The sequence below is a fragment of the Brevibacillus sp. FW306-2-1A-C05A genome, assembly GCF_058781555.1.
On record NZ_JBYSWV010000026.1, the window covers coordinates 1 to 21,972 of the forward strand.

The 21,972-nt window shown below is 53.1% G+C and carries 23 protein-coding genes and 2 pseudogenes; 20 read left to right on the forward strand and 5 right to left on the reverse strand.

The features are described from left to right. Positions 1-26: 26 nt before the first annotated feature. Positions 27-467: a hypothetical protein gene (locus AC3WJN_RS15785; protein WP_433947706.1), complete on the reverse strand. Its 441-nt coding sequence runs from the start codon at positions 465-467 to the stop codon at positions 27-29. Positions 468-893: 426 nt separating this feature from the next. On the opposite strand from AC3WJN_RS15785, the gene AC3WJN_RS15790 reads away from it, so the two are divergent. The 15 genes from AC3WJN_RS15790 to ggt all read left to right on the forward strand — a co-directional run bounded on the left by AC3WJN_RS15790 (position 894) and on the right by ggt (position 15,528). Continuing rightward, positions 894-1,409: a sigma-70 family RNA polymerase sigma factor gene (locus AC3WJN_RS15790; protein ID WP_007787472.1), complete on the forward strand. Its 516-nt coding sequence runs from the start codon at positions 894-896 to the stop codon at positions 1,407-1,409. A gap of 153 nt (positions 1,410-1,562) precedes the next feature. After that, on the forward strand, positions 1,563-2,261 hold the full coding sequence (locus tag AC3WJN_RS15795; RefSeq protein WP_005834718.1) for a response regulator transcription factor: 699 nt from the start codon (positions 1,563-1,565) through the stop codon (positions 2,259-2,261). Continuing rightward, positions 2,258-3,274, forward strand: a complete 1,017-nt coding sequence (locus tag AC3WJN_RS15800; RefSeq protein ID WP_005834719.1) for a sensor histidine kinase — start codon at positions 2,258-2,260, stop codon at positions 3,272-3,274. The genes AC3WJN_RS15795 and AC3WJN_RS15800 overlap by 4 nt, the downstream gene beginning before the upstream one ends. A 69-nt stretch (positions 3,275-3,343) precedes the next feature. Then, positions 3,344-4,114, forward strand: a complete 771-nt coding sequence (locus AC3WJN_RS15805) for an ABC transporter ATP-binding protein (RefSeq protein ID WP_005834720.1) — start codon at positions 3,344-3,346, stop codon at positions 4,112-4,114. Continuing rightward, a complete protein-coding gene (locus AC3WJN_RS15810; RefSeq protein WP_007787479.1) occupies positions 4,089-5,978 on the forward strand; it encodes an FtsX-like permease family protein in 1,890 nt (629 codons plus the stop codon). The genes AC3WJN_RS15805 and AC3WJN_RS15810 overlap by 26 nt, the downstream gene beginning before the upstream one ends. An 81-nt stretch (positions 5,979-6,059) precedes the next feature. Then, entirely contained in the window at positions 6,060-6,530 is a 471-nt protein-coding gene (locus AC3WJN_RS15815; protein ID WP_007787481.1) for a nucleoside deaminase, read from the forward strand. A gap of 255 nt (positions 6,531-6,785) precedes the next feature. Then, entirely contained in the window at positions 6,786-7,262 is a 477-nt protein-coding gene (locus tag AC3WJN_RS15820; protein WP_005834724.1) for an Lrp/AsnC family transcriptional regulator, read from the forward strand. 106 nt (positions 7,263-7,368) lie between these two features. Next, complete coding sequence (locus AC3WJN_RS15825; protein ID WP_005834725.1) at positions 7,369-8,931, forward strand: ABC transporter substrate-binding protein; 1,563 nt, start codon at positions 7,369-7,371, stop codon at positions 8,929-8,931. Positions 8,932-8,974: 43 nt separating this feature from the next. Then, positions 8,975-9,931 (forward strand): ABC transporter permease, encoded by a 957-nt coding sequence (locus AC3WJN_RS15830; protein ID WP_005834727.1) that lies wholly within the window; start codon positions 8,975-8,977, stop codon positions 9,929-9,931. Further along, the gene (locus AC3WJN_RS15835; protein WP_005834729.1) at positions 9,931-10,761 is read left to right on the forward strand and encodes an ABC transporter permease; all 831 of its coding nucleotides are present in this window, start codon (positions 9,931-9,933) and stop codon (positions 10,759-10,761) included. Before AC3WJN_RS15830 ends, AC3WJN_RS15835 begins: the two co-directional genes overlap by 1 nt. A gap of 33 nt (positions 10,762-10,794) precedes the next feature. After that, positions 10,795-11,769, forward strand: a complete 975-nt coding sequence (locus AC3WJN_RS15840) for an ABC transporter ATP-binding protein (RefSeq protein WP_429787714.1) — start codon at positions 10,795-10,797, stop codon at positions 11,767-11,769. Next, positions 11,766-12,752 carry an ABC transporter ATP-binding protein gene (locus tag AC3WJN_RS15845; protein WP_005834733.1) on the forward strand — a complete coding sequence of 329 codons (987 nt, stop codon included), beginning with the start codon at positions 11,766-11,768 and terminating at the stop codon, positions 12,750-12,752. The genes AC3WJN_RS15840 and AC3WJN_RS15845 overlap by 4 nt, the downstream gene beginning before the upstream one ends. A 24-nt stretch (positions 12,753-12,776) precedes the next feature. Beyond that, a complete protein-coding gene (locus tag AC3WJN_RS15850) occupies positions 12,777-13,358 on the forward strand; it encodes a chromate transporter (RefSeq protein WP_005834735.1) in 582 nt (193 codons plus the stop codon). Further along, positions 13,355-13,885 (forward strand): chromate transporter, encoded by a 531-nt coding sequence (locus AC3WJN_RS15855; RefSeq protein ID WP_025848644.1) that lies wholly within the window; start codon positions 13,355-13,357, stop codon positions 13,883-13,885. The genes AC3WJN_RS15850 and AC3WJN_RS15855 overlap by 4 nt, the downstream gene beginning before the upstream one ends. Before the next feature lie 32 nt (positions 13,886-13,917). Next, a complete protein-coding gene (gene ggt, locus AC3WJN_RS15860; protein ID WP_005834738.1) occupies positions 13,918-15,528 on the forward strand; it encodes a gamma-glutamyltransferase in 1,611 nt (536 codons plus the stop codon). A gap of 147 nt (positions 15,529-15,675) precedes the next feature. Here the strand turns inward: ggt and AC3WJN_RS15865 are convergent, their stop codons facing one another. From AC3WJN_RS15865 to AC3WJN_RS15880, 4 genes and pseudogenes are all read right to left on the reverse strand, one after another. After that, the gene (locus AC3WJN_RS15865; protein WP_241752688.1) at positions 15,676-16,011 is read right to left on the reverse strand and encodes a cupin domain-containing protein; all 336 of its coding nucleotides are present in this window, start codon (positions 16,009-16,011) and stop codon (positions 15,676-15,678) included. Between the two features lie 113 nt (positions 16,012-16,124). Beyond that, on the reverse strand, positions 16,125-16,952 hold the full coding sequence (locus AC3WJN_RS15870) for an ABC transporter substrate-binding protein (protein WP_197186379.1): 828 nt from the start codon (positions 16,950-16,952) through the stop codon (positions 16,125-16,127). A gap of 123 nt (positions 16,953-17,075) precedes the next feature. Continuing rightward, positions 17,076-17,183: pseudogene (locus tag AC3WJN_RS15875) on the reverse strand (AraC family transcriptional regulator); the annotation flags it as partial. Positions 17,184-17,190: 7 nt separating this feature from the next. Continuing rightward, positions 17,191-17,498, reverse strand: a pseudogene (locus tag AC3WJN_RS15880) (AraC family transcriptional regulator); the annotation flags it as partial. A 557-nt stretch (positions 17,499-18,055) separates the two neighbouring features. On the opposite strand from AC3WJN_RS15880, the gene AC3WJN_RS15885 reads away from it, so the two are divergent. The 5 genes from AC3WJN_RS15885 to AC3WJN_RS15905 all read left to right on the forward strand — a co-directional run bounded on the left by AC3WJN_RS15885 (position 18,056) and on the right by AC3WJN_RS15905 (position 21,964). Beyond that, a complete protein-coding gene (locus AC3WJN_RS15885) occupies positions 18,056-18,193 on the forward strand; it encodes a hypothetical protein (RefSeq protein ID WP_197186372.1) in 138 nt (45 codons plus the stop codon). Next, a complete protein-coding gene (locus tag AC3WJN_RS15890) occupies positions 18,190-18,969 on the forward strand; it encodes a polyphosphate polymerase domain-containing protein (RefSeq protein WP_197186371.1) in 780 nt (259 codons plus the stop codon). The genes AC3WJN_RS15885 and AC3WJN_RS15890 overlap by 4 nt, the downstream gene beginning before the upstream one ends. Positions 18,970-19,384: 415 nt before the next feature. After that, entirely contained in the window at positions 19,385-19,837 is a 453-nt protein-coding gene (locus AC3WJN_RS15895) for a prepilin peptidase (RefSeq protein WP_025844339.1), read from the forward strand. 123 nt (positions 19,838-19,960) lie between these two features. Then, entirely contained in the window at positions 19,961-20,803 is an 843-nt protein-coding gene (locus tag AC3WJN_RS15900; protein WP_429779720.1) for a CpaB family protein, read from the forward strand. A 3-nt stretch (positions 20,804-20,806) separates the two neighbouring features. Continuing rightward, positions 20,807-21,964, forward strand: a complete 1,158-nt coding sequence (locus AC3WJN_RS15905) for a CpaE/TadZ family protein (RefSeq protein ID WP_005826717.1) — start codon at positions 20,807-20,809, stop codon at positions 21,962-21,964. Positions 21,965-21,972 lie beyond the last annotated feature (8 nt).

Sequence of the window (21,972 nt, forward strand, 5' to 3'; positions counted from 1 at the left end):
ATCGGTTCCGTTTTTCCATGGCTTCATTATAACTTATTTATCACGCTCCCGTGTCTCAGCCTATGGGAGCATTGTAATTCATTGACTCCAGGATCAGGTAAAAATGGGGGCTTTACTAATCGAATATAAGTTCGCTCTTTTTCAACCGTACCACTTTCTTTGGGGCTCTCTATTGGAAATCCTAGCTCTTGGCTAGTTTTTATTCCGATTTCCTCTCCGCTTTTTCGATAAGCGAGCGTGTACAATTCATTTGCACTCGTGATGATCCCCAGGTTTAAAGGCGGATGCTCCTTTGTGAAGACATCTTGTCCACGCTGAACAGTCAATTGCTCCACTGCGTTTCCTTGATTTTCTGTTTCAGAATTTGGGCTATGATTGTTGACAGACGATGTCTCATGGCTGACAGGTATCGTTCCACAGCCCGCTAGAATGACTGAAATCAACAGGGAGAAGATCCATTTTCGCATATTTGTAAACCTCCGTTTTAAGTACATAAGGCAATTAGCTGAAATTATCGAAGAGGCGGCATGAGCCTCCGGAGACAATGCCCCCCAACTTTTCTTGATACAACATATACACCAAAAAAGGAAAAAGTTTCGCGGACATACAGTGTAAGCAAGAAATTGGGTCTTTTGTACGAGGCGGGAGAGGGATATGAGCAAAGACCAAGGTAGCGGCCCGGCTGGTAATTCCAACGATTATTATGCAAGCAAGCAGACCGAAGTGTAACCAAATGAACCGGCTTTCCGTACCTACCTGTGCGAGAGCTTACAAGCAGCCTATAAGTACCTTACAAAAGTGTAAGCTTCTTGAAATATAACTCGATGGTTCCTGCTTCTGATCCGTCTTACAATGAGAGCAACTCATACGGATGACGAAATGGGAGATCGATCATGAATACTGCAATCATTTATCCGAAACCGAATCAACGACAAATTTACGAAGATTATTCCGCCAAAATATACCGCTATTTCCGCTACCGCGTGAAAAACGTCTGGGACGTGGAAGACCTGACAACGACTGTATTCATCAAAGTGTACTCCAAGCTCGACCAGTACGATGGCCGCCATCCTTTTGGCGCCTGGATTTTCCGGATTGCGCACAACGCGTTGATCGACTACATGCGCAAAAAAAGGGAGTGCCCGGTTGACCAGGAGACGTTCAGCACGCTGACGGCTACTGACAAGCTGCCGGAGGAATGCGTTTTGACACAGGAGACGACGGAAGGGCTGTGGCAAAAGGTACACACGCTGACGAAGGACCAGCGCAACGTCATCTCTTTGCGCTATCTCGCCGATCTGCGCATGAACGAGATCGCCGAGATTTTGGGCAAGACCGAAGCGTCTGTCAAAATCCTGCATTTTCGCGGAATCAAAAAACTGCAGCAAATGATGGAAGCAAAAGCGTGAGGGTGGAAGTTTCGTTCCACCCTTTTTGTATGGGAAAAAGCCGAACGAATCCATCTGGCAACGGGCTTTGGCGCAATTGGCGCAGCCCAGTTTTCTAGTGGTATAGTAGAAGGAGGAGTAGCAGGAGACGCACGAGGAGAGGAGTATGAGCGAATGTCTACGATCATGATTGTAGAAGACGACCCGAAAATCAACCAGCTTTTGCAGGAGCAACTGGAAAAATACGGATTTCAAACGGTCAATGTAGAGCATTTTGATCGCGTCATGGAAGTGTTCGTAAGCAAGCGGCCTGATCTGGTGCTATTGGATGTGAACTTGCCCAAGTTCGATGGCTTTTACTGGTGCAGACAGATGCGGCAGGAGTCCAACTGCCCGATTTTGTTCATCTCTGCGCGGGAGAGCAAGATGGACCAGGTGATGGCGCTGGAAAACGGAGCGGACGACTACATCACCAAGCCGTTCGATTACGATGTGGTGCTGGCGAAAATTCGCAGCCAACTTCGCCGCGCCTACGGCCAATACGCGCCGCAGGAAGGGGAGCGCACCGTGGAGGTCGCGGGGCTGAAGCTGTTTTTGGAGCGGATGGAGCTTTCCATGAACGATACGAAGATCGAGCTGAGCAAAAAAGAAGCGCTGCTGCTGGAAGCGCTGATGAACCAATACCCGCGCGTCGTCAGCCGCGAGCGGCTGCTGGAAAAGCTGTGGGACGAGCAGTTCGTCGATGAAAACACGTTGAATGTCTACATCACGCGTGTGCGCGGAAAGCTGAAGGACATCGGGCTGGAAGGCGCGGTTGAGACTGTGCGCGGCTCCGGCTACCGTCTGCGGGCGACATGGGAGGACGGACAATGAGGCTGTTCCTTCGGGATCAATGGGCATTTGCTGCCTTTTTTCTCGTTCAGCTCATTTTGTTGATTCTGATTTTTGCCATGGACGGGTACTGGAACGAATCGCTGATGATTTACGTCGTGTTTCTCTCCGTCTTTTTTGCCGGGGCGTTTTTGGTTGTCCGCTATTTGACGCACCGTCTGATTTACCAGCGATTGAGCAAGCCGGTGGAGTCGCTGGAGGAGCTGACGCAAACGTACGGCAACGCCGCGTTGTGCCGGGCGATGGACGAGAAAAGTCTGGAGCAGTACCGCCTCTACAAGGAACAGCTGCACGCCTACGAGAACAAGCAGCGCGATTATACGACGTTTATCCAGCAATGGGTGCATCAGATGAAAACGCCGATCTCGGTCATCCACCTGTTGCTGCAAAACGAGGACGATCCGAAGTCCGAGAGCATCCGCGAAGAAGTCGACCGGATCAAGCGCGGATTGGAAACGGTGCTGTACATAGCGCGACTGGACCGTTTTGAACAGGACTTTTTGATTGAGCCAGTGTCGCTTCGCACGCTTGCGCAAAACGTGCTGGCTGAAAACAAGCGGCTGTTCATTCGCAACCAGGTGTACCCGGAGCTGAAAATCGAACAAGACTGGCGGGTGGAGTCCGACGACAAATGGCTTTCGTTTGTGCTCAACCAGCTTTTGACCAACGCCGTCCGTTATTCGGCAGGCAAAAGCAACAAGGTCACGATCCGCGCCTACGAACGCGGGTCGCATCTCGTCCTCGAAGTGCAGGACTACGGCATCGGGATTCCGGCAGAAGACATTCAGCGGGTGTTCAAGCCGTACTTCACAGGGGAAAACGGCCGCAAGTATCCGGAGTCGACCGGGATGGGGCTTTATTTGGTCAAGGAAATTTGCGGGCGGCTGCACCATGGCGTGGAAATGGAGTCGAAAGTGGGAGAGGGCACGACAGTCCGCATCGTCCTGTCTGCAGTGGTGCCAACCTTACAAGAACGTAAGAATGATGAAAGTTAATTCGATAGCTGGAAAACGCGCGTCCTCGTATAGTGGATAGTGGGATGTCAGAGGAAAGGGGAAAGACGTATGGAAATGCTTGCGGTGAACAGTCTGAGCAAAATTTACGGAGGCAAGATCACATACCGCGCGTTGACGGATATCGATTTTTCGATTCGCAAAGGGGAATTTGTCGGTATCATGGGCCCATCGGGCAGCGGGAAAACAACGCTATTGAACATGATTTCGACCATTGACTCCCCGACATCCGGGACTGTTCTCTTGAATGGAACGAATCCGCACTTGTTGAAAAAAGACAAGCTGGCGCTGTTCCGTCGCCGCGAACTGGGCTTTGTTTTTCAGGACTTCAATTTGCTCGATACGCTGACGATCGGGGAAAACATCGTGCTGCCGCTGACGCTGGAAAACGTGAAGGTCCAGACGATGGAGGAAAAGCTGCAAAGCGTGGCGACGAAGCTGGGAATCCAGGATATTTTGGAGAAGCGTACATACGAGGTGTCAGGCGGCCAGCGCCAAAAGACGGCCATCGCCCGCGCGATCATCCACTCCCCTTCGCTGTTGCTCGCCGATGAACCGACAGGCAATCTCGATTCCAAGTCTTCGCGGACGGTCATGGAGACGCTGGAAGCGATCAATAAAACAGACAATACGACGATGATGATGGTCACGCACGATCCGCTGGCAGCCAGCTATTGTCACCGGGTCATTTTTATCAAGGACGGACAGTTGCACAACGAAATGTATCGGGGGGAGAACCGCCAGGCGTTTTTCCAAAAGATTATTGACGCGCTGTCGTTCTTGGGAGGGAACACGTATGACCTTTCGACAATTCGCGTGTAATAATGTTTTGCGCAACAAACGCACTTATGCTGCTTTTTTCATGAGCAGCGTGTTTTCCGTCATGATCTTTTTCGTGTACGCGATGTTCATTTTTCATCCGGGAATCGTCGGCGAGGAGATTCATGAATCGGTTGCAACCGGGATGATCGTCGCCGAATACGTCATCTTTTTGTTCTCTTTCTTTTTTCTCTTCTATTGCGTCGGCGCGTTTTTGAAAAAGCGCGAGAAGGAATTCGGGATATTGTTCATGCACGGCATGACGCCGCTGCAGCGAAACCTGCTGATTTTTATGGAAAACATGCTCATCGGGATCGTCGCGATCGCTTTTGGCATCGGGCTTGGCATGGTGCTCGCCAAGCTGTTTTTCCAGTTCGCGGGCTTCCTGCTGGATGTGAAGGCGCTCGGCTTTTACCTCCCGTGGAAGGCGATCGGGCTGACAGTCGTCGCTTTTCTCATCCTGTTCGCCGCCATCTCGCTGTTCACGGTGCTGCTGCTTAGAAGCCGGAGCTTGCTGGAGCTTTTGCAGGGCAGCCGACGCCCCAAGCGGGAGCCAAGCGCGTCGATTGCGCTGTCGATTGTGGCAGTGGCGCTGCTTTGTATGAGCTATGCGCTGGCGCTGACGGCGGACGGCATATACGTGGTGGCGCTTGTGCTGCCTGTCACGGCTTTGACTGTCGTCGGGACGTATTTACTGTTCACGCAGCTTAGCGTGATCCTGATCGAGTTTTTGAAGAAGCGGCGCTTCATCTATTGGCGGCGCACGAATCTGTTGACGCTGTCTGATCTCTCCTACCGGATGAAGGACAACGCCAGAATGTTTTTTTTGGTCTGCATCGTGTCGACGGTCGCCTTTTGCGCGATCGGGACGCTGGCGGCATTGGCCGGGTCGATCCAGGAGACGGTCGTGAAAACGAATCCGTTTGCGTTCGAATACCAGACCAAGGCGGAGAATGCCGCCAAGGACGCGCATTTGCGGCTGATTGAAAACAGCTTGCAGCAAGGAGGCTTTTCCTTCGAAAAGTACCAGGTGTCGATGCGGGTGCTTCCGGAGCAGGTGAATGACGAGACGGTCGGGGTGGTCAAGCTGTCCGACTACAACCGTTTTGCGATGGCGGCGAACTCGCGCGAGCTGCAAATGGCCGACAACGAAGTGTTTATCCTGCTCAGATGGTTCGGCGATGCGGTTGAGGAGCAGACGTTAAAGGTCGGCGGGCAGGAGCTTGTGGTCAAAACGGACACGAAAATGAATCCATTGATTCACGGCATCGAGTTTGCACGGCTGGCGGTCGTGCCGAACAAAGTGTACGATCAGCTTCGCGACTTGCGGGAGGAGCAGCGCTTTGCCTACGATGTTCCGCGCTGGAAGGACACCCAGGAGATCAGTCTCAAGCTGGGAGAGGAAATCCAGCATTACACGGACATCTACTCGTTTTCGGCGCGCGCGCCCGTCTATCACCAGATGAAGCAGATGGCGAACACGGGGCTGTTTGTCGGGCTGTTCGTCGGCGTGCTGTTTTTCGTAGCGGCGGCGAGCTTCCTGTACTTCCGTTTGTACACCGATCTGGAAAACGACAAAAGGCATTACGGAGCGATCGCGAAAATCGGACTGACGGACGCCGAGCTGACGAGAATCGTGACGACCCAGATTGCGCTGTTGTTTTTCGTGCCGATACTGGTGGCGATCATCCACAGCATGGTGGCGTTCGTGTCGCTGCAAAGCTTGCTGAAAATCTTGCTCGTCGCATCCGTCGCCAAGCCGACAGCGATCGTGCTGTGCAGCTTTGTCATCGTGCAGGCGGTCTACTTCTGGATTATCCGCAATCGGTATTTGTTCCATTTGAAGCGCTCGATGAACCGGATATGAAGGGCGTTTCGCTTTGTTTCGCTAATGCCATCAGGCAAACTGGCATAGGATAAGGGAAGAGATGCGCGAGGAGGGAAAGGGATGGATCAGGATACGTGGATGGGGCAAGCCGTCAGCATTGCGCTGGACAATGTGAAGGAGAGCCGCGGCGGGCCTTTTGGCGCGATTATCGTCAAAGACGGGCAAATCGTCGGACGGGGCCGCAATGAAGTGACAGCGATGAACGATCCGACCGCACATGCGGAGGTGCAGGCGATTCGCGAGGCGTGCCGCAAGCTGGGCACTTTTCAGTTGAGCGATTGCGAACTGTACACGAGCTGCGAGCCGTGCCCGATGTGTTTGGGAGCGATTTACTGGGCGCGGCCGCGAGCCGTCTACTACGCCTGCACGAAAGAAGACGCAGCAAGCGTCGGATTCGACGACCATTTTATTTACGAGCAAATCATGCTGCCGCACGAAGAACGCAGCATTCCTTTCCGGCAAATCGATCTGGAAAATCGTCAGAGCCCGTTTGTAGCCTGGTCGCAAGCGGAGAAGCGAATCGAATATTGAAACGCCGTTGTTAGCTATACAGCCGCTTCATTTAATGGAGCGGCTGTTTTTTTGTTTATATAGATCAAAAATATGATAAAGAAAAATAAAAAAATGAAAATGCTTTCAAAAAGAAACTTTCTGAAAAATGCTTGCATCAGGTCGTGATTCGTATTATATTAACAACAATAGTTACGTAATTCGACTAAGATGTTAAAATAACAACCGCAAATAGGTTTGTTTTCCAATAAACAAGACGAATAAAGGAGTGTTTATATGGAGGAGAAATTCCGCCGTTCCCTGTATCCGGAGCTTGACGATACGGACTACGGGATTATCCGGGCGCTGCAGCAAAATGCACGCCTGCCTTTTACCCAGATTGCCAAAGACCTCGGGGTAACCGAAAAAACGATTCGCATGCGCGTTCAGCAGTTGCAGGATGAAGGAACGCTGAGTCTCGTCGGCATCGTCAATCCGGTCAAGGCTGGCTTGCACGTCCAGGCGATCATCCAGATAGCTGTCGAGGCGGAAAAGCTCGACGAAGTCGTCGCCGCGTTGAATGAGATCGTGGAAATCCGATTGATCGTGTTGACCTCCGGCGACTATCAGTTGTTCACGCAAGTATTGGTCAGAAGCTACGAAGAATTATCGGAATTTTTGATGAAAAAGCTCTACAAAGTGCCGGGCATCGTGCGGACAAACGTCATCAACGAGCTGAAAATCTTGAAATCCAAATACAACTTCGTCCGCTAAGGCGAAGCGAAAACCTCGGAAGGGGGAATGCCATCGGACGAATGAGCCGTTGGGATTGTCGTTTCATTGCTTAGAGCCAACAAAAAAAGAGAAAAGGGGTCATTCTATGTTTTCGACCAAGATGAGCAAAGCAATGCTCAGTGCCGTGCTGGGGACGGTTTTACTGGTAACAGGATGTGGAGGAGGAAGCGGGACAGGAACTGCCGATAGCGGAAGCACAGCGACGGCGCCTGCCACTGGCAAAAAAGTCATCAACATCGGGCTGAAGGCAGATCCGCCTTCGATGGACCCGAGCATCTCCACTTCTCTCTACGATCGCCAAGTTTACGCGAGCCTTTACGACAAGCTGTTTGACATCGACGCAGAGGGCAAGATCGTCCCGATGCTGGCTGAATCGTACGAGGTTACGCCAGATGGCAAAACCTACACAATGAAGCTCAAGCAAGGCGTGAAGTTCCACGATGGCACCGAGTTTGACGCCGAGGCAGTCAAATTCAACTTCGACCGCAACATTTCCGGGGAGAAGTCCCGCCGCAAAGGCGAGTTGAAGTTCGTTGAGTCTGTGACGGTCGTCGATAAAAATACTGTCAAAATCCAGTTGAAAGAGCCGTTTGCTCCGTTCCTGTCCGTATTGACAGACCGCGCGGGGATCATGGTTTCGCCAAAAGCGGTTCAGGAGCACGGCGATCAATACTTGAACCATCCAGTAGGGACAGGCCCGTTCACTTTTGTTGAACAGGTAAAAGGCGACCACGTGACGCTGAAGAAAAACGAAAACTACTGGAACGGCGAGGTAAAAGTAGACGAAGTGAACTACAAAGTGTTCACGAACGGTACAGCCAAGGTGCAAAACTTGCGCTCCGGCACGCTGGACATCATCGACGATACGCCTGTGAAGGAAATTCCGGTTGTAAAAGGCGATACCAACCTGCAACTGATATCCGAATCCGGCATGGGCTATCAAGGGTTTTATGTGAACAACTCCCGCCCGCCGTTTGACAACAAGTACTTGCGTCAAGCTGTCGACCGCGCGATTGACCGGGAAGCGGTAGTAAAAGTGCTGTTCAACGGCTATGCGGCACCTGCGCGTACCGCGTTTGCGAAAGGCAGTCTGGCGTACAACGAGCAGTTGAACACGCCGGTGCCGCCTAACGCGGCTGAGATCAAGGACTTGCTGGCGAAGGGCGGCAAGCCGAACGGTTTTGACTTTAAGTTGTACATCACGACTTCTCCGGAAAACGAACAGCTTGGCGCTGTGCTGCAAAGCATGCTGAAGCAGTACAACATCAACGCGACGCTGGAGAAGCTGGAATACGGCCAACTGATTGAAACAGGCGAAAAAGGCGAATTCGATGCCCTGCAACTGGGCTGGTCCGGTCGTCAGGACCCTGACCAAAACTTGCATGACTTCGTAGTCACTGGCACTTCCAACAACGACGGCCGCATCTCTATTCCGAAGCTGGACGAGCTGGTTGTAGCGGCGCGCGGGGAAATGGACGAAGCGAAGCGGAAGGCGCTGTACGAGGAAGCGACCAAGCTCTTGCAGGAAGAAGCGGGCTATGTGTACCTGTACCATCAATATGTTTTGATCGGCATGAACAAAAAAGTAACAGGCTTCACCTACGTACCGGACGGGTTGATCCGTACCGCCACATTGGACAAGCAATAAGGCAAGTCACACACTATAACGGCAAGAGCAAGGAGGAATTGTCATGATGTTCGTGGTCAGGCGTCTACTGCTGACAATCCCGATTCTCCTGCTGGTGTCCATTATGACTTTCTCTTTGATCCACTTGATCCCGGGCGATCCTGCCCGGGTCATTTTAGGACAGGAAGCGACACCGGAAGCCTATCAGGCACTACGAACAGAGCTGGGGTTGGACCAGCCGATCGTGGTGCAATATTTTTCCTGGCTGGGAAAAGTGCTGCAGGGCGATTTGGGAATCTCGATTACGGACCGGGTGCCGGTCTCTCAATTAATTATGCAAAGGCTGCCCGCAACGGTGGAGCTTACGATCGGAACGTTTCTCGTGGCGATCCTGATTGCTTTTCCTGCGGGAATCCTGGCGGCTGTGCGCCGCGGGACGTGGATTGACTACACGAGCACCTTTACTGCGCTGGGCGGGATGAGCATCCCGAGCTTCTGGCTGGCTATGATGATGATTATCTTTTTTGCAGTGAACAACCAATGGCTTCCCGCATCCGGCTACGTGCCGTTTCTGGAAGATCCGAAGCAAAATTTGCTGGCGATGGTTCTCCCCTGTTTGGCGACCGGCCTTCGGGAGTCTGCGGTGCTGATGAGAATGCTGCGTTCTTCCTTGCTCGATGTGGTCAGCATGGACTTCATTCGGACGGCGAAGGCAAAAGGCTTGAATGAAGCGCGCACGATTTTGGGCCATGCGCTGCGCAATGCGATGGTGCCAGTCGTGACAACCTCCGGGCTGATGATCGCGGGCCTTTTGGGCGGTCTGGTCATTACCGAGTCGATCTTCTCGATTCCCGGCTTCGGCCGTCTGATTGTCGAGTCGGTCTTCAAGCGCGACTACGTGACGGTACAGGGAGCGATCCTTGTTTCGGCGGTGCTGGTCGTCTTGGTCAACCTGGCTGTCGATATGTTGTATGCGGTCATTGATCCGCGCATCAAAGCTGGGAAAGGAGCGGGTGAGTGATGAAAACCGCGCGCAAATTCCTGCGAAATGGTCTTGGCGTCATCGGAGCGGTCATTATCCTTGCGTTGATTGTGATAGCGATTTTCGCGCCGCAGATCGCTCCTTTTGACCCGAATGCACAAGATTACAACAAAGTGATGATGCCGCCAGACGGCGAGCATTTGTTTGGCACAGACGACCTCGGTCGGGATATTTTCTCCCGCGTCGTCTACGGAGCGCGAATCTCTATCCAGGCTGCTCTCATTTCGGTAGGAATCGCCATGCTGATTGGCGTGCCGATCGGGTTGTTGTCCGGATATTACCGCGGGTTTTGGGATGAGTGGGTGGTCATGCGCAGCGTCGATGCGATGCAAGCCTTTCCGTTTTTGATTTTGGCGCTGGCGATCTCGGCCGTGCTCGGTTCCGGCTTCGGCAACGCGATGCTGGCGATCGGGATCGGTTTCGCTCCTGCCTTCATCCGAATTACTCGCGGTCAGGTTCTTTCTTTGCGCAACATGGAATATATTCAAGCGGCGCGTTCGGTTGGCGTGAAGGATGCCCGCATCATTTTCCGCCATATTTTGCCCAATGCGCTCAACCCGATCGTGATTCAGGCGACACTCGCGATGGCCTCCGGCATTATCGCGGAAGCTTCGCTCTCCTATCTGGGGCTGGGCGTGCAGCCGCCGACGCCATCGTGGGGAAGCATGCTGAACCAGGCGCAGACGCTGATGTCTGTCGCGCCGTATGCGACGTTTTATCCGGGGATTGCCATCTTTTTAGTCGTGCTGGGCTTCAACTTGCTGGGGGATGGATTGCAGCAGGTACTCGACCCGCGCGCGCGCAAATAATCAATGCCCTACGCAGGGAAAGGAGTGGAGCAGATGACGACCATCTTGGAAGTGGAGCAGCTAAGAACTCGGTTTCGCACGGACAGCGGTGTCGTCAGCGTTGTTGACGGCGTCGACTTCTCCATCCGTGCTGGTGAAACACTCGGCGTCGTAGGCGAATCGGGCTGTGGAAAGAGCGTCACCAGCCTGTCGATCATGCGGCTTTTGCCGCCAAACGGAAGCACAGGCGGCACGATTCGCTTCCAGGGGAAAAACGTGCTGGAGCTGTCGGAAAAAGAAATGCAAGGGATGCGCGGTAACGAGATCGCGATGATTTTTCAGGAGCCGATGACTTCGCTCAATCCGCTGCACACGGTAGGCAGACAAATTGAGGAAGCCGTCATGCTGCACCGCAAAGTCTCCAAGGCAGCAGCAAAGGAGCGGGCGATTGCGATGCTCAAGGCCGTCGGGATGCCGCGCGCAGAAGAAATCTACGGGGAGTTCCCCCATCAACTGTCCGGCGGTATGCGGCAGCGGGTGATGATCGCCATGGCGATGTCGTGCGACCCGAAGCTGATTATCGCCGACGAGCCGACAACGGCGCTAGATGTGACGATTCAGGCGCAGATTCTCGACCTGATGCGCGATCTGAAGGAAAAGACAGGGACCTCGATCATGCTGATTACGCACGATCTGGGGGTAGTAGCCGAGATGTGCGACCGCGTCATCGTCATGTACGCTGGGCAGGTTGTCGAGGAAACCGATGTGGATACACTGTTTGAAAGTCCCAAGCATCCGTACACGATCGGCCTGATGAACTCCATCCCGGAGCTGGACGAGGAGCGCGAATATTTGGAGACGATTCCGGGCGCAGTTCCTCTGCCGCACCAAATGCCGACGGGCTGCCGTTTTGCCCCGCGCTGCTCCAAGGCGCTGCCGATCTGCCAGGAAAAGCCGCCTGAATTGATCCAACTGGACGGACAAAAATGCCGTTGCTGGCTGTACGCAGAGGAGGGAGAGCGGCAATGACAACACCTCTATTGGAAGTAAAAGGGCTGCAGCAGCATTTTCCGATCAAAGGCGGCTTCCTGAAGCGGACGGTCGGCCATGTAAAAGCGGTCGATGGCATTGACCTGACTGTCTACCCCGGCGAGACGCTCGGGATCGTGGGGGAGTCCGGCTGCGGGAAATCGACGACGGGCCGGACGATTTTGCGGCTTTTGGAGCCGACAGCAGGAGAAGTCTGGTTCGATGGCAAAGATTTAGCAAAATTGCCCAAAGAAGAAATGCGCCGGATGCGCAAGGACCTGCAAATGATTTTTCAGGACCCGTATGCTTCGCTGAACCCGCGGATGACGATCAGGCAGATTTTGCTGGAATCGCTCATGGTGCACGACATCGGAACCAAGGAAGAGCGGGAGCGCGTCATTGAAGAAATCATTCAGATTGTCGGCCTGCGAAAAGAGCACCTGAACCGCCATCCGCACGACTTTTCCGGCGGACAGCGGCAGCGCATCGGGATTGCCCGCGCGCTGGTGGTCAAGCCGAAGCTGATTATTGCGGATGAGCCGGTATCTGCTCTGGACGTGTCGATTCAGTCGCAGGTGCTGAATCTGCTGAAAGATTTGAAAAAGGAATTCAATCTGACCTTGATGTTCATCTCGCATGACTTGTCGGTCGTCAAGCATTTGTGCGACCGGATTGCGGTGATGTATTTGGGCCGTGTAGTAGAAATTGCCGATAAAAGGACGCTGTTCGACAACCCGAGCCACCCGTACACGCGGGCGCTGCTCTCGGCTGTCCCTGTGGCGAAACCGCGGCAAAAGCGCGAACGGATTTTGTTGACCGGAGATTTGCCGAGTCCGGCCAATCCGCCAAGCGGCTGCACGTTTCACCCGCGCTGCCCGTATGCGACGGAGGTTTGCAAATCGCAGGTGCCAAGTCTGGCAGATATCGGTGGAGGCCAGCTTGTCTCCTGTCATCTGGTGCATTCGGGTGAGCTGCTCCGCTAAGGCAAGGATGGAGGTACGAACAACATGGTTTACTGGCATTTGTTTCTCGCCTTTTTCCGCATCGGGATATTTGGTTTCGGGGGAGGACCTACGATGGTTCCCCTTTTTTATACCGAGTGCGTGAAAAAGTACAAGTGGGTGACGGACGAGGATTTTTCCGACAACCTGGCGCTAGCCAACGCCTTGCCTGGTCCGATTGCGACCAAGCTGGCTGCTTTTATCGGCTATCGGGTCAAAGGCTGGATGGGGGCACTGGTAGCGAACGTCGCGGTAGTCATGCCGATCGTTCTCGTCATGATCGGCTTGCTGCAAGTGATTTATCAATGGAAGGACGCGCCCGGCGTCTACGGCATGATCCAGGCGATCGGCCCGGTGATTGCGGTCATGACAGGCGTGCTGACGTGGGAGTTTCTCGCCAAGGGCTGGAAAGGCGCGTCGAGCAAAACGGGAGTGAGCATTTCGCTTGGCCTGTCGCTCGTAGCGCTGCTCTTTCTTGACTGGCATCCTGGCATTGTAGTAGGCATTGCGCTGCTCGTTTCCTTTGCCTACTCCACCTGGTCTGTCCGCAAGCGCAAGAAAAAGGACGGCAAGGAGGGAGCGGCATGATTTATTTACAGTTGTTCTGGGCCTTTTTCATCTCGAACATTTTGGGGTACGGAGGAGGGCCGCCGAGCATCCCGCTCATTCAAAACGAGGTCGTCGATCATTTCCAATGGATGTCCATGAAAGAATTCGGGGAAGTGCTGGCAGTGGGCAATGCGCTGCCGAGCCCGATTGCGACCAAGCTGGCCGGCTACATCGGCTATCAGGTGGCAGGGGTGCCGGGAGCGACAGTTGCTTTGCTGGCGACGGTTGCGCCTACGGCGATTGCGATGATTCTGCTGCTCCAATTCATCAACTTGTTCCGCAATGCCCCGCAGGTAAAAGCCATGACACAATCGGTTCGCCCGGTCGTGACGGTCCTGCTCGGAACGATGACCTATCAGTTTTTGCTCGGAGCAGTCGAAGGGATCGGATGGATTCAGACAGGCATTTTGACCGTCGCATCGTATCTGCTGCTGGAGACATGGAAAGTGCATCCGGCCTTCGTAATAGTAGCGGCGATGGCGTATGGGTTCATTTTTATCGGGTAGCAACGCCAACCAGATACAAGGAGGCCTCAATCATGGTAAACTACGACGCAATGGAATACCCGTATGCATCGAAACGTGTCACGACATTTGCCAAAAACGGCATGGTAGCGACCTCGCAGCCGCTCGCGGCACAGGCAGGTCTCGATATTTTGAAAAAGGGCGGCAATGCAGTGGACGCGGCAATCGCGACTGCTGCGTGCCTGACGGTGGTCGAGCCGACCTCCAACGGAATTGGCGGCGATGCGTTCGCGCTCGTCTGGATCAAAGACGAGCTGCACGGACTGAACGCCAGCGGACCAGCTCCGCAAGCGATCTCTATCGAGGCGTTGAAAACAAAAGGACTGGAAGAAATGCCGACTTACGGCTGGACACCTGTGACGGTGCCGGGCGCTCCGGCTGCCTGGGCGGCTCTGTCTAAGCGCTTTGGCCGCCTGCCGCTGACAGAGGTTTTGCAGCCGGCCATCGACTACGCGGAAAACGGCTATCCGCTTTCGCCGACGCTGGCCCATTACTGGAACGCGGCGTATAAAAAGTTCTCGCAGCTTTGCAAAGGCGAAGAGTTTGCCCATTGGTTCTCCACTTTTGCGCCAGAAGGCAAGGTGCCAAAAGCGGGAGACATCTGGAAGTCGCCGGGGCACGCGGCTACGCTGCGGCAGATTGCGGAGACGAACGGGGAGAGCTTCTACCGCGGCGAGCTGGCGGAAAAAATCGACGCCTTTTCCCGCGAGTGCGGCGGCTATTTGCGCAAAGAGGACTTGGCCGCTTATGAGCCGGAGTGGGTGCAGCCGATAAGCGTCAACTACCGTGGCTACGACGTGTGGGAAATCCCGCCGAACGGCCAGGGCATGATCGGCCTGATGGCGCTGAACATTTTGAAGGGCTATGACTTTGCGGCAAAAGACACAACCGACACGTATCACAAGCAGATCGAAGCGATGAAGCTGGCTTTTGCCGACGGTTTGAAATACATCACGGAAGCAAGCAAGATGAAGGTCGCGGTAAAAGACTTGCTGTCGGAGGAATACGCCGCCGAGCGCCGCGCCTTGATCGGCGACGAGGCTTTGACGCCGGAGCCGGGCCAGCCGAAGTCGAGTGGCACAGTTTACTTGGCAACAGCGGACGGCGAGGGCAACATGGTGTCCTTCATCCAGAGCAACTACATGGGCTTTGGCTCAGGAGTAGTCGTGCCGGAAACAGGAATCGCCCTGCAAAATCGCGGACACAACTTTTCGCTCGACCCGAATCACGACAACTGCCTGGAGCCGGGCAAAAGAACGTTCCATACGATTATCCCGGGCTTTTTGACCAAAGACGGAAAAGCGGTGGGGCCGTTCGGCGTCATGGGCGGCTTCATGCAGCCGCAGGGCCATGTGCAGGTGGTCATGAACACGATCGACTTCCACCTCAATCCGCAAGCGGCGCTGGACGCACCGCGCTGGCAGTGGATGGAAGGCAAAACGGTGGAGCTGGAGCGGCACTTCCCGGAGCATCTGGCGCAGGCGCTGGAGCGCAAAGGGCACACGATCAAGTGGGCGCAGCTCGGCAATTACTTTGGCCGCGGCCAAATTATTTGGCGGGATGAAAACGGCGTCTTGAGCGGCGGGACGGATATGCGCACGGATAGTAGTATTGCGGCGTGGTAAAGAGTACAAAAATTTGCGAAAGCATAATGCTGAAGCCTGGCTTCGGCATTATGCTTTCGTTTTGTCGTAGTAAGCAAATTTAGGGGCTGTCATGATGTAACGGCATTTTTGGACTCACGTTGACAATTGCGCGGAGCTGCTAACGCTTTAGCTCTCTCTATGCTTGTTTGTTTTACCGCTGTAGCCGCTTTGCTTCACTTTTTCATCTATTCGATAATAGTATTTGGTTTCTTTTTCATCCGAAAAAATGACCTGAGCGCTGTAATCGCCGAATTTTCTGGAGTATGTGACGTCAATGCTCGCAATGTCGGTTATTTTGTAGTTTTGCTCTTTATCGGCACCTGGATGTTCATGCCATATAAAATCCTCATCAATCTTGACGAGCTTGAATTGAAAGTCATTGATTTCACCGACGACTTTCGGAGACCAGAGCTCGTGGAATGAAGACAGTTCCTCACTCAGATTAATCGCTTGGTAGTGCATATGAATCCCTCCTTTTTTTGACTTTGCATTGTAACGTTCAGAGACATGGGGAGCATCCGCTTGTCGCCCGGTTGTTGCACGAGAGCGATTTCGCTGGCGTTCTTCTCGCCTTTTTAGAGCTTGCGCAAGGCAGTCGATATGTTTTGCAAAGCGTATTCGATCGCCAATGGGCCGCCAGTAATCGCGGAAGTATCCATTGCAGTACCTTGAAAGGCACCATCTGGCGTAAGTCCCAGTCCCTTTTCTTTATCAAACGCAAGCGTATAGACAGGATTTCCTTCACCCAACACATTGAACGTTTTTCCATCCCAGGACAAAATGAGAGCTACCGACTCTCCTTGCAGCGACTGTAATGCTTCACGCCCCGCTGTAATTTCTTTCATCATTTTAGCAATTACGTTTTCCGCTTCGTCTTCTTTCCCGATAATCTCGGCTACGGTACGAAGTCCGTATTGCCAGTCGTCATAGATGTCCTTGGATTTTAGCGTAATGACTGGCGCAACTTTTTCCAGGGAATCATACATTTTTTCGTGTTGTTCTGTGGCTAAAATCAAATCAGGTTCAACAGAAAGAATTTTCTCGATGCTTGGAGACAATTTGTCCCCTAGTTCTTCGGCTCGATCCAGCTTTCCAGTCAGATAAGCTAAAGAAGACAGATACTCTTTTTCCGTAGAAGCAGCAGGCGGCTCCCCTAATGCAACTAATATTTCCGGATAAAAATACCATAGCGAGGCCAGTTTTTCCGGTTTTTTCTCAATAACGATCTCTTTGCCCAACGAATCTTTAAATGTTCTTGGCCAATCAGGCGTATCGGCCTTAACGGTTGATACAGGTGCAGCTTCTGTAGTGGAGCTTTTATTTTCAGCAGGAGCTTGATTACAACCTGCCAGCATGCCTGCCAATAAGAGCGTGGGGATTAGCAGACCTTTCCTCTTTTTCATGGCAATTCCTCCGACATGATGTTTTGTTTGGCTTGCCATTAGTATAGTAAAGCCATTTTCGGAGAGAATGGATGCCTGTTGAAAGCAGCATGGATTATTGATGAACTTCTCGCGATATTCCGTAGGAGAAGTACCGCATTGTTTCTTGAACACTCTGCTAAAATAAAAGGGATCGGCAATTCCGACCATTTGCGCAATTTGCTGTACGGGCAAATCGCTTGTAAGGAGCATTTCTTGCGCCTTGTTTATCCGATTCTGTGCTGCATATCCGATACAAAACGAGAATGTATTCCCAGTCGGTGTTGCCGAACATTTTTTGGGCGAGTCTCATTTTTGCGCCGCCATGCACCACTTTTCCCGGGGAAAGGATATAGGGCGTGCCATTAAAATTTGTACCTTCCCTGTAAGCGGGAACACGAATCCAGGAAAAGCATCTGTATAGTCAGCGTGAGGCACACCGGGATTTCTGGCATAGCGATATACTCCTTGGACTTGAAAAGGAATGTGTGCAAAGTGAGCTGCTAGCTGATTGACGTCGATTTTCACATTGCCTGCCTCGTTTCATTAGTAGTTTGCCGATGTTTGTGACTGGGAAGATCGTTGTACATCCTGTGCCGCGTAAACCCGGAATCAATCAAAAATTTGCCGATGCGGACAGGGGGGGCTGCGAGCTTCTGTTTATTTTCACATTAATGATAATGAATATCATCGTCAACGAAAATGCCGCACCCGGCGAATGTTCCAATGTTGATACGTGCTTGTGCTTCCGGGACTGAAAGAAATAACCTGCGGCATAGTCATAGCCAAAGAGAGATAGGCGCTGTTTTTGCTTGGACTGAAACAAGAGAAAGCAGCGCTTGGAGGCGGGGAGGAAAGCGCTGGTCAGGCGTAGAGGAAAGACCAGATTTTGTTCAGATCGCTAGAGTAGAATGGGAAATATTGACAAAAAGGTCCATATCCCTATTTAGCTTGAGGGAAACGACCTGTTTTGGAATGGCGGAGACTAGGGCGACGATCTGGCCTATGATTTTGCCATCAGCGCAGACCCGGCTTTTACCAGGCTCGCGGTCGAGGCGAGGGGGCTGACAGGGACGGCATATACCGTGGACAAGCCGGGGAAAGGCCGCTTTTTCTGGCGGGTGCTCGTGCTGGACAGCAAAGGTTTCGGGCAAACCTCTTTTGATACCGACCACGTAGAAGGGGTGCGTTACAACGGCGCAAAGGAGTTCGTGCTGAAATGAAAGGGAGAAAAGGGACAGGGATTCCAAACGGCAACAAGCGATTGCGTCACGAGTTGAAATACTACCTTCGTCTGAACGATTACGAGCCGCTGCGACAAAAGCTGCTGCTGGTGACCGAGCTGGACCCGTACTCGGTCGATGAGGAGGGGTACCATATCCGCAGCCTGTACTTCGACGATCTGCACGACACGGCTTTGCATGAAAAAAACTACGGCGTTTTCAAACGGCGCAAATACCGAATCCGCATCTACAACAAAAGCGACGCCGCGATCAAGCTGGAGCGAAAAAGCAAGTTCGGCGGGTACATTTGCAAGGAAGCGGCGTCGATTACGCGGGCTGACTACGAGAGTATCATGGCCGGGCAAGTCGACTTTTTGCAAGAGACGCCAAACAGCCTGCTCCGCGATTTTTATTACGAGTGCAAAAACCATCTGTTCATGCCGCGCGTCATGACTGATAACGTCCGCGAAGCGTATGTGATGGAGCCGGGCAATGTGCGAGTCACTTTTGACAAGCAGTTGATGACCACCGTCCATTCCCTCGACATTTTTGACGAGCAGCTCATGATGGTCAACGCCATTCACCAGCCGCTGATGATTATGGAGGTCAAGTTCGAGCAGTTTCTGCCCTTCAACATCCGCTATTTGCTGCAACATGTAAGCAATCAGCGCTCGGCGATCTCCAAGTACGCCATCTGCAGAGAGGAGAGCAAAAATACGATGATTTCTAGCGCGAGGAGATCATCAGCGACAACGAAACCACCAGCGACGGGCTGAACGTCCAGTTGAAAAAACTGAAGCATGCGCAAAATCCCTTTTCGACACTCTGGTTCGGGAAGGGATTTTTTTGTGCGATGGACGGGTGACCTGTGCGCTGCCAACAACAACTGCTTTGACGGGCGTCTCCTGCGTGACGGAGAAGCGATAGCCGATCGTCGTCAAGAAGCGGTCTGCTGAACCACTCTTTTTGGCGTACAGGCATTTTGTCCCCTGCACCATTCGACAGCAACAATCTGGCGGAAAAGGTGCCGGATACAAGGAAAATGGACCTGTTTACAGCAGAAAAAAGGGAGAGAGAAAAAAAGATTTTACTAAGATAAACCAAAAATTTTCTCGTTTGCGCAACAAAATTCCCCAAATGACCGTCTGTGATGGTGAAATTTTCCTCCAAAAGAAGGGGGGAGGAGCGAGCGTGCCGACTTTGTATGTCATCGTTCCCATTCTTTTCGTAATGGCGGTGGCTGTGTACACAGACCTACGCTACCGACTGATTTACGACTGGCTGACACTGCCCGGGATCGCCTATTTTCTCATCGCGCATGCAGTGCTTCGGCCGGAAGACTGGGTGGCGCACGTCCTGGGAGTCGTCGTGCTTGTCGGACTGTCGCTCGGGATGGCCGTCATTAGCAATGGGCAGGTGGGGGGTGGCGACATCAAGCTGCTCGCAGTGGTAGGAGCAGCGCTGGGCTGGCAGGCGGGATTGTTTGCAATGGGGCTTACCTATCTGCTTGCCGGAATCATCATGCTTCCTGTGTGGCTTGTCTCCAGGCTGTCGCGAAGGGTGACTTTTGATCGGGAAATCCCGCTGGCTCCATTCATTGCGGGGGGAACCGGGCTGTTGCTGGTAATGGTTATCTATTACTAGGCGGTGATTCTTGAGGAATAGTCCGACAATAACGGTGAGTATTTTTACTTATTATGGAGGGTCAGGCGCGTGCAGCATGATTTGACATCATTCTAGCTACAGAAAAAGAGAGGGAAGCTTTTCATGTTGGAATCGAAACGACGGGCAATTATTTTTCTGGTGTTATCCTTTTTGCTTGCGGCGCTGGCGGGTTTTCTGTTTTTGAAGAAAATCAAGGACATGAACGCGCAGCTTGGGGAGATGGTGGAGATTTACGAGGCGAATGTCGATATTCCCTCTCGGGCGTTGATCCAACCCGATCAATTGACCACAAGGCAAATTCCGAAAAAGTACGCGGATGACTCGTATGTCGTCGACAAGCTCAGTCTGAAAAATCAGGTAACGGTCGTTCCTTTGTCGAAAGGCGACGTCATTACGAAAAATATTTTAAAGCCGGCGAACATGGTCCGCGATCAAAACAATCGGCTGATTACGGTTTACGCGTCGGGAAACATCATGTTTGACCAGGAACTGGAGGCGCTGGACCGCGTCGACATCATCATCTCGACGACGAAGGGCGGCCAGCCTGTAACCGAGGTGTTCATGAAAGACGTGCCCGTCGCCATGGTTGCGAAGTCGGACAACAAATTCAAAGGCGTGGCGCTGGAGCTGCCGTTCGAGGATGTGCCCAAATTCATCCATCAGCAGCACTACGCCGAACTGATGCGCATTCTAAAAGCAAACGTCGGCAAAGGAGAGCTGGGGATTCCCGATCCGTTTACTACAACCGAGCCGGGCAAGACGGAAACTGCGCCAAAGCCTGCCGAAGCAAAGCCGCAGACGCCGCCAGCCTCTGCGCCAGCGACGGCACCAGCGGCTCAGCCAGCCGGGCAAACTCAGCCAGCACCGACCAATCAGCAGCCGCCAGCCAAACCGCCAACTTCGGTACAGCCGCCAACCAATCCAGCACCAAAAACCGGAGGGTAAGTCATGAGCAAAGAAGTGAAAATTCTTGTCGTCGCAGATCAGGATTCGGTCAAGGAGATGCTCACGGAGTTTCTGGCCGGGTATGAGCCGGTACGCTATACGACGTCCAGCGAAGTGAAAAAAGAAATCGACCGGATCGGACCCGATGTCGTGTTGCTCGTCCAGCCCGAGGAGGGGGCCGGAGTCGAGCTGGTGCAGTACATACAGAGCGAGCTGCCAGAGGGAATTGTCATTTTTCTGACGGAAAAGCAAGATTTTGTCCTGCTGCGGGATGTCGTCCGCGCCGGAGCAGTCGAGTACATCGTCATGCCCGACGAGTTGAACCTGCTGACCGACCGCCTCGAAAAAATATCCGAGCTGTCCCAAATCCAGCAGCGCAAAAAAGGCGCGGATGCTTCCGGCAAAGCGTTTGTGCGCGGGCGGGGCAAGGTGTATTCGTTTTACAGCGGCAAAGGAGGAAGTGGCTGCACACAGCTTGCCACCGGATTTGCCCAGTCGCTGAAGCTGGAATCGACGGCCAGCGTGCTGTTGATCGACCTCAACCTGCAGTACGGGGGCGTCGAGACGTTCCTGTCGTTTGACAGCAACCGCACGCTGGGGGACCTGATTCCGGTCATGAACGAGATGAACGAGTTTCACATCCGCAACGTAGCGCAGCGCGAGGCTCACTCCAAGCTGGAAGTGCTGGTCAGCCCGCGTGACGCCGAGATCGCGGAAAACATGTCCGAGGCGTTCGTCACGCGCCTGATCCGGGCGAGCCGCCGCAGCTATGACTTTGTCATCATCGACTTGCCCAGCCATATGAACGAGCTGGTGTATGCCGCCTTGTCGGAGGCCGACATGATTTACTACGTGATGAACCTGGATACGCCGTCTGTGCAAATTTATCGGCTCGTGGAAGACTTGTTCAGACGGCTGCGCATTGATACCGAGGGCAGGCTGGAAGTCGTCGTCAACCAGGTGGGCCGGGATAACGAGTTGGTCGTATCCGATCTGAAAGGGCTGTTCAACGCTCCGATTACTGCGGAAATCAGGAGAGATCACGCGGGAGTGCAGGCGGCCGTCAATCAGGGCAGGCCGTTGCAAAAAGAAGCGAACGAGAAAAAACTGACTCCTGCGGCAAAAGACATCCGAAAATGGGTCCAAAGCAAACTGTCTTGAGGGGGGAG